This is a genomic window from Ignavibacteriales bacterium (genome assembly GCA_016709765.1).
Taxonomy (GTDB): Bacteria; Bacteroidota; Ignavibacteria; order Ignavibacteriales; family Ignavibacteriaceae; genus IGN3.
Map to the genome: position 1 here is coordinate 191120 of JADJMD010000016.1, position 12099 is coordinate 203218.

Here is a 12099-nt window from a genome sequence, read left to right on the forward strand (position 1 = left end):
AAATGATTCCCTGAATAACTAACTCCGTTTAAATAAAAAAAAGCACCATATCGAAAATATGGTGCTTTGATTCGTTAATCAATTAAAATATAATTAGAATCTTAAAGTTGTAGTTAGCATTACATTGTGAACTTTAATGTCCTGAAAAGTTCTTGAAACATTAGAATCATAATTATCCCCAATATCTTTCCACCAGCCGTAAGCATAGGCAATATCGATTCCAATATTTCCATCAGCTAAAAATCCTAATCCGCCTGTTAGATATTTATGATTAAAATCTGAAACATCATCCTTGAACGGAGACATTTGAGTTAAAAATCCACCACGGATTCTTAATCCAACAGTTGGAACTGTGTATTCAAATCCTACATTATAATTTAATACTGATCTTAAAATATCCTTTATTTCTTTATTCACATCGGCGACATAACTTGACGAAAGTCCATCTTGTGAGTCTTTAAATTCTAACTGTGAGTAATCGATTAATGTCGCTTCAGCACTTACGATAATCCCTTTTAGATTTACAGCGGCCGCACCGGTTAATTCAAATGGAGTGATTATATCATAAGCAACTTTATCACTGTAATCGGAAGGAAGAGTGTAAGATGTAGTTGCAAATTCGCTTGATCCACTTACTAAAAACTCTTCATCAATTGAATAGGTTTTTGGTAACTGAACCGTTGCACCAAATCTTGCAACATCTTCGTATTGATAAAGAAAGCCAAGTTTGGCATCCCATCCGCTAATATCCCATTTAATTGTATTGTTTAGATAAAAAGTTCTAAAATCTGTAGTCTGTGGTTCACCGGTAGCAGTTTCACCTTGATAAACATTTCTTGTGTCGTCTTCATAGTAATCATTATTCGATTCAAAACTGCCGTTAACAACAGTTAAATTAGCACCAATAAATAAGTTTTTCTGTACCTCAATTGCACCGGAAAATGTCCAATTATTTATTCCACCAGAATTAAGAATACTTCCACTTTGGTTTAGATTTCCATTTATTATTGTATTATAATTATCATCCGTTAAAAAAAGATCGTAGGGAATGTTGGTATCTAACAAACTCTGGATTTTAGAATTTGTACCAGCATTAAATCCATCAAACTTAACAATGCTCGTAAGATCTTTTGATTTGTGATATGATAATCCAAAAACCAAACTACCTTGATAAGTTGGAAAGGGTAATGCAAAACTAATTCTATTTAATGCTGTGTTTGTTGTGTTATCATTTGTTTCATTACCAAAAAAAGTTGTTGTGTTATCATAATTTGTAAAACTTAATCCGCTGGAAAGTTCCATTTTTTTTAGTAGTCCAAAACCTGCAGGATTAAAGTAAGAAGCCGATGCATCATCACTTAAAGCATTAAATGCATTGCCCATTCCAAGTGCTCTTGCATTTGAACCTAATCCGGGGAAACCAAGACGAATTGCATCATTATAATTCTGTGCGTTTGTTGATGTTATAAATAATAATAAAATCGCACTGAATATTTTTAGAATGTGCTTTAACATTTTTATCTCCTGCCGCTGCCGGAATTTCTGGAACCTGAAGAGCTATTTCGGTTTTCATTGCTTCCAGAATTTCTTGTGTTTGATGTCGAGTTTGTTGAATTAGTGGAACTATCAGAACCTGTATTTCTTGTTGGTGGTGGAGTATTTACAACATTTGAATTGTTGCTGCTTCCAGAATTTGTAGTTGTCGTGGTAGTAGTCGTTGTTGTTCCAGTATTAATTCCGGGGTTACGATCTGTATTTCCTCTGCCGTTACTATTCCTAATTGTTTCAGTATCGGAGCTTCTTCCGTTGTTCCTATCTTTTGTTTGAACTCTATCAGTAGTTCCATCGGGATTTGTAATGTATACGACCGGTGGAATCCACCAGGGAGCTTCATAATAACTTACATATCCGCCATAATAATCGTAATCATAAAAATCGCCGCTGCTGCTTTCAGATGAATTTTCTGTGTCAGGAAATTCTTCTCTCGGATCCCATACTATTGTGTAACATCCGGTTGTGTAAAAGCTAAGTACTATTACAAATGCAAACAACTTAATAGTGTTTTTCATTTTATTTACCTTCTTCTTCCCGAATCATTACTGCCTCTATTTCCACTGCCGCTGTTACCACCACTGTTGGTATTACCACGCGGACTTGAATTTGTATTGCCTCTTGGCGGTGATGTTGTATTAGTCCTCGGCGGAGTGTAACTCCTTGGTGTATTGTTAGTTTTTGGAGGCGTATAAGTCCTATTTGGAGTTTTATTTGTAGGTGTCTTGTTTACTTTTGGAGGAGTATTCCTGTTTTCTCTCTTAACTTCATTTCTCTTTGTTTCATTTTTACGAGTATCATTATTCCTGTTTATGTTAGGATTTTTTCTTTCATTATTGATGCGAGTATCATTCGTTTTTTTACGCGTATCACGATCAAGTTGAGTATCTTTTTTAGTTCTGGTATCATCTCTTTTGATAACATCATTATTTCGTGTTGTGCGAGTTCGTTCAACATCTTTATGAATATTATCTTTTGTACGGGTATTAACATTGTCTCTATTTGTATTTAATCCATCACGAGTAACATTTCTTGTATTATCTCGTAATCCCGTTCTTTCACGTTTTATTTCGTCACGACCAGAAACAATTTGTCTTTCTCTATTTTTAAGTTGATCTCTAACAGTTGATGTTCCATTTCCATCACGTGTGGTTACTAAGTTTCTATCTCTTCCCCCGCTATTTCTAATTCCGGAATTATTTCTGATTTTATAACCATCATTTGATCTGTATTTATAAGTAGATGAATAATATCCGCCGTAGTATGGATATGGATCCCACCAGCCGTAGTAATTATGTGAATACCAATAGGTTGGATAGTAGCAAAATGGTGATGGATAACTCCAGTAACTTGGATACCAAGGATCCCAGCACCATGGATCATAATACCAGCTGCTGCCAACTACTATAGAAACTGCAGGATGATATCCCCAGAAATATTTTCTGTATGAGGGATAGCCGTAAAATGAGTAACTGGTTTCAATTCCATAGCTTTCTGAATATGAATCTTCATTATCATCATAAGCGTATTCTTCATCTTCATAAGAATCTGCTGTTGTATCATATTCATCTTGATAATCGTAATATGGTTTATTTTCAGCACGATTCCAGTTGCCGTAATCATCTCTTGATGCAACTTGCGTGTAACATCCTGTAAGATTTAAAAGCAGAACAGGAAGGAATGCGAAAAAAACTAATTTAAACTTTTTCATTTTAACACCTCTTTGATTCAACTGCTTAAAAATTTGCAAATATCGAGCCTTAAAAAAAGGAATAAATACGTACCAGATCAGATAAAAACGATGCGTTAAAAACTTAAGTGTATAATTGAGTAAACGATGTTGTCCTAAATCCAAAACAGTTCTATATTAATAAAATTACTATGAATCTTAAAGAAGCAATGACAGAAATTATTGTGTCATTTCGACCGAAGGGAGAAATCTGTTCTTTACTAATTTTTAGATTTCTCAGTCGAAGACTCCTTCGAGATGACTTTTCCGAGCTATCCAATAAAATTGAGAGTCTTGGCGAAATAAAACCTATAAAATGCAAGCCTAAATCTTCTGTGTAAAATCAATTACCAAAGCACGGTCTGCGGATCTTGGATTCCATTTTTTGTTTTCTAGCAAATCCCGTAAATCAAATCCAACAGTAACTCCATTTGCAATAGACCATCGCAAACCAAGATTTAAATAGCCTTTTCCGTTTCCAAATTTATTTGTAGAGTTATCATTTAACGCAAAATTATATTCAATCAAAAACGAAAATGAACTGCCCAAAGTTTTTTCAGCGCCTATCATAAGATTTACAAAATTATCGCCATCTTTATCTTCAAGAACAGTGTAATTAACGGTTCCGTGTAAACTTAAATAACCAAGCAAACCAAAGTTCTTGCTTGCGGCGGCAAAAATTCCGGGAGCTTTTATTTCAAATCTTTTTTCATCTTTAAAATATTCGCCTTTGCCTTGCGTATCAAAACCAAGTGTTAAAGAGGGAATAAGGATTGATTCATCCATTACGCGAAAACGAAAATTTACACCCGGCGGAAAAGGATACCAGTCCGGTTCACCGGAACCTATAATGTTAGAGCCGCCGTAAGATAAACCGATACTAATATTTTCAAAAATTCCTGCTTCAACTTTTGCAATTAGAGTACCAAAAGGTAAAAGTTCTGTTGTTAACCCAACTGATCCGCGTTCCATAATTCCTGCAGTCGGCATATCGATTAGATGTCGATATTCAAACTTTGCGCTTTCACCGGCTGTGCCTTGTGCGTAAGCCAGTTGTAAGGATAAAATTGCGATTATAAATAATGCTTTAAACTTTTTCATATTTCCTCGTGTGGAATAAAAACTTAACTGCAAAATAGAAATAAATATTGTTTGATGCTTTGTTTTTAAGGATTAAAGATAGGTCTTTTCTGTCACGGTGCGACCGTGAGAGCCTTTGATTAGAACGTACAAAAGCACTTTTTAATTCTTGATCACCATTATTAATAATTTAATTAAATCTTAACTTTTTCTGTGACTCCAAGAACTTTACTTTATCATTATAAATAATTTTATAAATAGAATTATAATCCATCCATACGCTTATTTGAATATAATTTTTATAACCAGGATATATTTTCATAATTATACAATCGAGAGCATTTAACTCCTTAATAACTTCACCAATATTCATTGTGTCTTTCTCAGTGAGCCTTAATTTGATAAGTGTTTTATTTTCATAAAATTGACATAATGGTCTAGAGGATTTTAGGTTGTTTATTAAGGTTGATTCGTTTTTATTTTCAAGAATTCCTCTTTTATATTCAATAGTTGATAAAATAAATTAGACGAAACTTTTTTTTCCTTTTCATTTCTGTTTTCAAATAATTGTTGTATGCTCGCTGTTTTTATCTTTTCGTCGTTATCAAGCTGTGGATGAATATTAATAGCAGTAAGTAGCACAATAGTCAAATAATAAGGAAAAAATATAAACATTTTCATAAGATTCCTTTTCTTAAAATTTTCTTTATTTGATGCTTTGATATTAAACACTTAAAGCAAGTATTTCAATCTCAATATATTCCGGCAGTAAGGAATGCTGGGATTTAATTTTAATTCCCACCAAACCTGCTTTACCTTTTGATTTAATCTTAATAAATCCGGATTCTTTATTGTACTCGGTAATTTCAATCAAATCCATTCCTTCAACAATATCAAAATCTGCGGATGATTTTCTAAACCACGCTTTTTTACCCATTGCGTTAATTGGAACAACTTCAATTTTCATTTCGGATGAAGTTTGCGCAAAAAAGTTTTCGGGTGTTCGCCTAACTTCACTTCCATAGATGTTGTAAAGAAAAAAATATCCGCCAAGAAGTAAAATAAAAACGGTTATGGATAAATAGATTAGTATAATTTTTTTCCTCATCGGTTTAAGCGTTTTTCTTTTGCAACAAATAATCTAAGGTTGTTTATAATTTCCAGTACAATATTATCCGGCACTCCATCAATGTGCAGAGATTTTAATCTCATATCGCACTGATCGTTAACGTAATCAATAACAACAAATTTATTTTTAGTTGTAAGTGCAATCTCAGTTGAAAAAAAATCAAGCTGTGTTAAACGATGAATTGTTCTTGTTATCTGAAAAAGTTTTTTTAATCCAAACTTTTGCACTTCAGATTCAGTTAGCTCATTATAAATATGTGTCTCATCATCCCACCAAACACATACAACTTTACCAAAAGCCCAATAACATCTAAACCAAGCTCGTTTATCATCTAAAATTTTAGGATAAACTTTTTCCTGAATCAGATATTTATCGTTGCTGTGTTTTTGCCTGGCGTGTAAAACTTCTTTTAGTGATTCCGCTCCGGTAACAACGCCCATTCCACCGCCGGTTGTGTTGCAAGGTTTTATAATAAAAGGTCTGCCGAGCGTTTCAAGATCGTCAATAGAAATAAAAATTTCTTTTGATTGATTGTGCGGTGTAATAATAATGGAATGCGGAACATTTAATCCCGCTGTAATAAATTCCAGGTGCATATTTGCTTTATCAATTGCGTGATCAATAAGCTTGTGGGGATTAAAAACATAAGTATTCCGTTTTGTAAGAATTCTATTCAGCTCAATAAAATTATCATCAACATCCGAGGCTCTATCCAATAAACATCCAAAACTTAGCTTACGATGTTTTACTTTTTCAGTTACGTCCGCAATGTTCTTATAATTGATAACATAAGTTGAAAGCCCGAATTGCTGAAGCGTTTTTTCGATAGCTGAAACAAATTCAACATCAAACTCCCAATCGTAGGCTATGGCTAAATCAAATATTTCCATAAATTTTTTTTTATGCAAAGTTACTACTTAGATGCTTAAGTTTTCAAATTTTAGCAGGATACAAGCTTAAATAGCCTTGTTATTACAACACTGCAATAATATATTCACAACCGTGAAAAGAAATATTCTCTACATATTTATTCCTGTTTTATTATTATCTGCTTTCCTAATTAATTGTTCAGGTTCATCAACCACAAATGTAGAAAAAAGCGAAGATAAAAAAACAGTTTTAACCCGTGAACAGCAGAAGAAAAAAGCTCTTGAATTTTTTTATTAATGGTGGAGTTTTTGAATCTCAGGGAAATTATGAAGCCGCAGCTGGGCAATATGAAAAAGCGTTGATGTACGATTCATCCGCCGGACTTTATTACTCGCTTGCAAAAAATTATGTTTATTTAAATAAGCTTGCACCTGCATTAACTTATGCGCTTAACGCTGTTTCGATGGATTCAACAAAGATTGAATATTTAGATTTGCTTGCTGATATTTTTAATTATGGAAATCAGAAAGTATCTGCAATAAAAATTCTTGAACGTGCTATTGAGATTGATTCATCTAACATCGAAATGAATTATAAATTAGCACGATTGTACGAAGATGATAAACCATTGCAAGCTGTAAAATTATATAACAGAATTTTAATGCAGCTCGGTCCTGATTGGTCTGTGCTTACAAGGATAGCGGAGCTTCAGGAAAGATTGGGGAATAATGATGAAGCAATAAATGCTGTTAAAAAGCTTCAGGCAATTGATCCTGCAAATATCCCGTTAAAGAAAATGCTTGTTGAATTCTATTTAAAAGCTAAAAAAATATGATGAAGGTATTCCGCTTATTGATGAAATCATTGAGATAATGCCGTACGATCTTGAAGCACGAGAAACAAAAGCAAAATTACTATTAGGTAAAGATGATTGGGCTGGTGCTTCTAAAGAATTTGATTACCTGCTGGATCAGCCGGATGTTAATTTAGATGCAAAAATTAATATTGGCGCAAACTATTTTAATAAAGCAATTACAGATTCAACTGTGCTGCCAATTGCAAAATCATTTTTTACCAAGCTTGATAAGGACACAACAGATTGGCAGATCAAAATGTATCTGGGTGCAATCGCATTAAGCCAGGGTGATGATTCTGTTGCGATTGAGAATTTTAAATTTGTCACAAAAATGCAAACTGGAATGTTGCCGCATGGATAAGACTTGGTGGATTGTATTTTGATAATAAAAAATATGATGAAGCTGAAGTTGTAATGAGCGAAGCCATTTTAACATTTCAGGAAGATTTTTATGTTAACCTAATTTTAGGATTATCATTAGCGCAGCAATCTAAACACGAAGAAGCAGAAAAGTATTTAAAGAAAGCTACAATCCTAAATCCAAAAGATATAACTGCTCTCTCAGCCTATGCGTTTACTCTAAATCAACTAAAAGAAGATGATAAAGCAATATTTTATCTTAATAGAGCATTGGAAATTGAACCCGACGATGCGCAATTGATCGGAACACTTGCAATGATTTATAACGGTATGGAAGTATTTGAAAAAAGCGATAGTTTGTATGAGCGCGCACTTGAATTAAAACCAGATGATCCTTTACTAAGTAACAACTATGCCTACTCTTTTGCAACAAGAAATATTCAACTTGAACGCGCATTAAAAATGGTAAAGATTTCTGTGAAAGAGGATTCCCTAAACTCATCTTACCTTGATACTATTGGCTGGGTTTATTTTATGCTTGGCAATTACACCGAAGCAAAATTGAATTTAGAAAAAGCTATCAAATTTGGTGGTGAAAGTGCTGTGATGTTAGATCATCTTGCAGATATTGAATCTAAACTTGGGAATAAAGATCAGGCAATTAAGTTGTGGAAAAAATCTCTTGAGCTTGATCCTACAAAAATTGAAATACAAAATAAAATTGATAAAGGTGCGATTTGAAAAAATTAAGTTTAATAATTCTATTTTTATCTAATATACTAATTCTTATTAATGGTTGTGTGCCATCTCAGCCGACAGAAGAGTTTGAACTGCTTCCATCCGAAAGATTAACAAATAAACTTGAAGCAAACAGAAGAAAAATAAAAAACTTTGAGGGCACTGGAACTATCTTCGTAAATACGCCTTCGATGGATAATAGTGCAACATTTAGAATTGTTTTGCAAAAACCGGATTCAATTTATTTAACAATTATGGGTCCGTTTGGAATTGAACTTGCTCAAGCACTTGTTACCAAAGATAAGTTCACATTTTACGATGCACTGAAAAACACAGCTTACGTTGGCGCCGTAAATTCCGATGCGCTGCAAAGTATTTTTCGCATCAATCTTTCGTTTGAAGATTTGCTCGATGCGTTTGTTGGTTCTGTAAATCTAACTAGCAATCTTTACAGAGCTCCCGATAACTATTTTGTTGAAGATGATAGATATGTACTTACTTATCTCGATTCCGCACGCACAAATAAAACTATTTATAAAGTTGATGTAAGACAATTGGGAATTACTGAATATCAGCTTTTTGGGTTAGATGATGCTTTGATGCTGCAAGGAAAATATTCTGATTTTGAATTGTTGGAAAACGTTGCCGTGCCTTATAAGATCGCCATAGAAAATAAAAAAAGATGAACAGAAGATCAGTATTGATTATAAAAAGATTAGTGTAAACAAGAATAGTATTTTTATAGATTTTAAAATTCCGGATGATGCCACAATCATAAAATGGTAAAATTAGTTTTTTACATCCTGTTCTTTTCATTTCTCACTTTTACTTTAGAATCATACGCTCAAACCAGCCAAATAGATACTCGCAAGGAAGAACTGAATAAATTAAAGGATGAAATTTCTCGTCTTGAAAATGAACTTGCACAAAAAAAAAAAAGAAAAAAAAACATTAGAAGATCTTGATAACATCAGCAAACAAAATTTTCTTGTAAATAAACTTCTTACCAATCTTCGCCGAGAAGAAGAACAAAAAGAAATTGAAATAAATAAAAGTATATCAAACATCGCCTCTATTGAAAATGAAATTGACATACTGCAAAAAAATTATGCAAAGTACGTTACAGCAACTTATAAAAATGGCACGCATACTGAACTGGAAACTATTCTTGATGCAAATTCATTTCAGCAGGCTGTTGTAAGATTGGAATATCTAAAAAAGATTTTCAGTTAGTCGACAAAAGATCTTGTTAAGCTTGAAGAAAATAAAAAAGAGCTTATAAAGGCAAAAGAAAAACTCATCATAGAGAAAAAGAAAAGCAGGAATTATCAAAACAAAAGGAAGTTGAAGAAAAATCACTTTCTGCAAAATTAAAAGATCAAAAATCAATTCTTGCGGAAATAAAAAAAGACAAGAAGAAAATTGCTAAAAGTGTTAGCGATAAAGAAAATCAGAGCAGAAAATAAGAGACTTGATTGTTAAAATGGTTGAAGAAGCTGAGGCAAAACGTAAAAGAGAAGAGGAAGAAGCGTTAAAATTAAAAAATAAAGAAACGGTAGTTTCCAAAGAAACAAAAACAAAAAGGAAATTGAAACAAAGATTATCCTTTTGATCTTTCAACATCAAAGTTCACATCATTTGATGAGTTAAAGGAAAACTAAACTGGCCAATCTCTAAATCTAAAGTTGTTAGAAAATTTGGTGAATCACTAAATCCAAAATTAAAAACTCTAACTGTAAATTATGGAATTGATTTAAGAGCCAGCGGCGATATGAGTGTTAGATGTGTTGCTGAAGGTGTTGTTTCTGCTGTGGAATGGCTGCCGGGCTACGGTACAGTTTTAATTGTAAGTCATAAAGGAAATTACAGAACTGTTTATGGGCATCTTGCGGAAGTGTTTGTTAAGGAAGGTGATAAACTTAAAACAGGCGGAGTGATTGCCAAAGTGGGCGAGAGTGTTGAGGAAATATTTTGCATTTTGAAGTTTGGAGCGGACGACAAAATGTAAATCCTGAAATCTGGCTTAAAATAATACAACAAATATTTTGAAACACATATTTCAAAAATACAATCCAATCAGGTTTTATTTAAAAACTTTACATCGCTATCTATCCTTCAAATATCAAATTACATTTTCCCAATAATTACTCTGCCATATTTAGTCCGGGTTTTGGGACCGGAAAATATGGATTGGTAAATTTTGCAACGGCATTTGCGACTTATTTTACAATCTTAACCGATTACGGTTTCAATCTTTCCGCAACTCAGGAAATATCAGTTAACAGAGAAAATACGAAAAGTGTTTCAGAAATATTTTCATCAGTGTTTACCATTAAAATGTTGCTTTTGTTTTATCAAGTGTAATATTTTTTATTATTGTTTTAACTGTTCCAATCTTTAAGGAAAATTTAATCTTATTTATTGTCTCATTTTTCAGTGTGCTTGGTACAGCATTGTTCCCTCTCTGGTTTTATCAGGGTATTGAGCGGATGAAATATATTTTAATAATTTCTGTTTCGGTTAGATTTATTACAACGATTTTAATTTTTGTAATCATTAATTCGAAAGTGATTTTATAAAATATGCCGGTTTAAATACATTAACGCAATTTGTAATTGGAATAGTCGGATTACAATTCGCTTTATCTAAATTTGGGATAAAATATACTTTCCCATCTAAAGAATTAATTAGGCAACAGCTTAAAAGCGGCTGGAATCTTTTCCTATCAACAGTTTCAATTAATTTATACACAACTTCAAATGTTTTTATACTCGGATTATTCGCTCCTGCAAATGTAGTAAGGTACTATGCTGCCGCAGATAAAATTAGAATGGCATTTCAAGGTATATTATCACCAATGTCCCAAAGTGTTTTTCCATATGTAAACAAAATGCTTAGCGAATCATATGATCGCTTTATAAGTTTTAATAAAAAATTATTTAAAATTAGCTTTAGCTGTCGGTGCAGTTATTATTTCGATAACGTTATTCATTTTGCTGAACCAATTGTTAATATTGTGCTGGGTAAAGAATATCAAAGCTCTATTTTAGTTTTAAGGATAATTGCATGGCTGCCTTTAGTAATATTTCTAAGTAATGTTTTAGGAATTCAAACAATGTTGCCATTAAATAAACACAAAAGTTTTTCAATTATTTTATTTATTGCTGCGGTACTAAATCTAACTTTAACTTTTATTCTCGTGCCAATTTATTTTGAAATAGGAACATCCATAGCTGTACTTATAACTGAAACTTTTGTAACACTAGGATTTTTTGTTTTTGTAAAAAGAAATAAAATATTGAGCATATGAAGTACGATTACTTAATAGTCGGCGCTGGTTTTGCAGGTTCTGTTATGGCTGAAAGATTAGCATCGCAATTAAATAAAAAAGTTTTAATTGTTGAAAAGCGGAATCACATTGCAGGAAATGCTTACGATGAATATGATGAATATGGAATTTTTAGTTCATCGTTATGGTCCGCATATATTTCACACAAACAGTAAAGAAGTATTTGAATATCTATCACTGTTTACCAAATGGATTCCGTACGAACATAGAGTTTTAGCTAAGATTGGAGATGAGTTATATCCAATTCCGATAAATAGAATTACAATAAACAACCTCTACAAATTAAATCTTAAAACAGATGAAGAAGTAAAAGAGTATTTTGAAAGTGTAAAAAAAAAGATTTCCAATCTTAAACTCAGAAGATATAATTGTTAATCAAGTAGGAAATGATCTGTTTGAAAAGTTTTTTAAGCATTACACAAAAAAACAATGGGATC

The 12099-nt window shown here is 32.5% G+C and carries 17 protein-coding genes and 1 pseudogene; 10 read left to right on the plus strand and 8 right to left on the minus strand.

The window, feature by feature from the left end:
* Positions 1-93: 93 nt before the first annotated feature.
* From IPJ23_19455 to IPJ23_19490, 8 genes are all read right to left on the minus strand, one after another.
* On the minus strand, positions 94-1515 hold the full coding sequence (locus IPJ23_19455) for an outer membrane protein transport protein (protein MBK7632811.1): 1422 nt from the start codon (positions 1513-1515) through the stop codon (positions 94-96).
* 2 nt (positions 1516-1517) lie between these two features.
* Positions 1518-2069, minus strand: a complete 552-nt coding sequence (locus IPJ23_19460; protein ID MBK7632812.1) for a hypothetical protein — start codon at positions 2067-2069, stop codon at positions 1518-1520.
* A gap of 5 nt (positions 2070-2074) precedes the next feature.
* Positions 2075-3262, minus strand: a complete 1188-nt coding sequence (locus IPJ23_19465) for a hypothetical protein (protein ID MBK7632813.1) — start codon at positions 3260-3262, stop codon at positions 2075-2077.
* Between the two features lie 342 nt (positions 3263-3604).
* A complete protein-coding gene (locus tag IPJ23_19470) occupies positions 3605-4381 on the minus strand; it encodes a hypothetical protein (protein ID MBK7632814.1) in 777 nt (258 codons plus the stop codon).
* A 169-nt stretch (positions 4382-4550) separates the two neighbouring features.
* The gene (locus IPJ23_19475) at positions 4551-4733 is read right to left on the minus strand and encodes a hypothetical protein (protein ID MBK7632815.1); all 183 of its coding nucleotides are present in this window, start codon (positions 4731-4733) and stop codon (positions 4551-4553) included.
* Between the two features lie 86 nt (positions 4734-4819).
* Positions 4820-5041 carry a hypothetical protein gene (locus IPJ23_19480; GenBank protein MBK7632816.1) on the minus strand — a complete coding sequence of 74 codons (222 nt, stop codon included), beginning with the start codon at positions 5039-5041 and terminating at the stop codon, positions 4820-4822.
* Positions 5042-5084: 43 nt separating this feature from the next.
* The gene (locus IPJ23_19485) at positions 5085-5468 is read right to left on the minus strand and encodes a hypothetical protein (GenBank protein MBK7632817.1); all 384 of its coding nucleotides are present in this window, start codon (positions 5466-5468) and stop codon (positions 5085-5087) included.
* On the minus strand, positions 5465-6397 hold the full coding sequence (locus tag IPJ23_19490) for a hypothetical protein (GenBank protein ID MBK7632818.1): 933 nt from the start codon (positions 6395-6397) through the stop codon (positions 5465-5467). Before IPJ23_19490 ends, IPJ23_19485 begins: the two co-directional genes overlap by 4 nt.
* A gap of 94 nt (positions 6398-6491) precedes the next feature.
* Between IPJ23_19490 and IPJ23_19495 the strand changes: the two genes are divergently transcribed.
* From IPJ23_19495 to IPJ23_19540, 10 genes and pseudogenes are all read left to right on the plus strand, one after another.
* A complete protein-coding gene (locus IPJ23_19495) occupies positions 6492-6656 on the plus strand; it encodes a hypothetical protein (GenBank protein MBK7632819.1) in 165 nt (54 codons plus the stop codon).
* Positions 6640-7194: a tetratricopeptide repeat protein gene (locus IPJ23_19500; GenBank protein ID MBK7632820.1), complete on the plus strand. Its 555-nt coding sequence runs from the start codon at positions 6640-6642 to the stop codon at positions 7192-7194. Before IPJ23_19495 ends, IPJ23_19500 begins: the two co-directional genes overlap by 17 nt.
* Positions 7195-7231: 37 nt before the next feature.
* On the plus strand, positions 7232-7576 hold the full coding sequence (locus tag IPJ23_19505; GenBank protein ID MBK7632821.1) for a hypothetical protein: 345 nt from the start codon (positions 7232-7234) through the stop codon (positions 7574-7576).
* Between the two features lie 11 nt (positions 7577-7587).
* Positions 7588-8316 carry a tetratricopeptide repeat protein gene (locus tag IPJ23_19510; protein MBK7632822.1) on the plus strand — a complete coding sequence of 243 codons (729 nt, stop codon included), beginning with the start codon at positions 7588-7590 and terminating at the stop codon, positions 8314-8316.
* A complete protein-coding gene (locus IPJ23_19515; GenBank protein MBK7632823.1) occupies positions 8313-8999 on the plus strand; it encodes a DUF4292 domain-containing protein in 687 nt (228 codons plus the stop codon). The genes IPJ23_19510 and IPJ23_19515 overlap by 4 nt, the downstream gene beginning before the upstream one ends.
* Positions 9000-9234: 235 nt before the next feature.
* Positions 9235-9546, plus strand: a complete 312-nt coding sequence (locus IPJ23_19520) for a hypothetical protein (protein ID MBK7632824.1) — start codon at positions 9235-9237, stop codon at positions 9544-9546.
* A 538-nt stretch (positions 9547-10084) separates the two neighbouring features.
* Positions 10085-10321: a M23 family metallopeptidase gene (locus IPJ23_19525; GenBank protein ID MBK7632825.1), complete on the plus strand. Its 237-nt coding sequence runs from the start codon at positions 10085-10087 to the stop codon at positions 10319-10321.
* A gap of 182 nt (positions 10322-10503) precedes the next feature.
* The gene (locus IPJ23_19530) at positions 10504-10677 is read left to right on the plus strand and encodes an oligosaccharide flippase family protein (protein ID MBK7632826.1); all 174 of its coding nucleotides are present in this window, start codon (positions 10504-10506) and stop codon (positions 10675-10677) included.
* Between the two features lie 466 nt (positions 10678-11143).
* Entirely contained in the window at positions 11144-11623 is a 480-nt protein-coding gene (locus IPJ23_19535; GenBank protein ID MBK7632827.1) for a polysaccharide biosynthesis C-terminal domain-containing protein, read from the plus strand.
* Positions 11620-12099, plus strand: a pseudogene (locus IPJ23_19540) (NAD(P)-binding protein). Before IPJ23_19535 ends, IPJ23_19540 begins: the two are co-directional and overlap by 4 nt.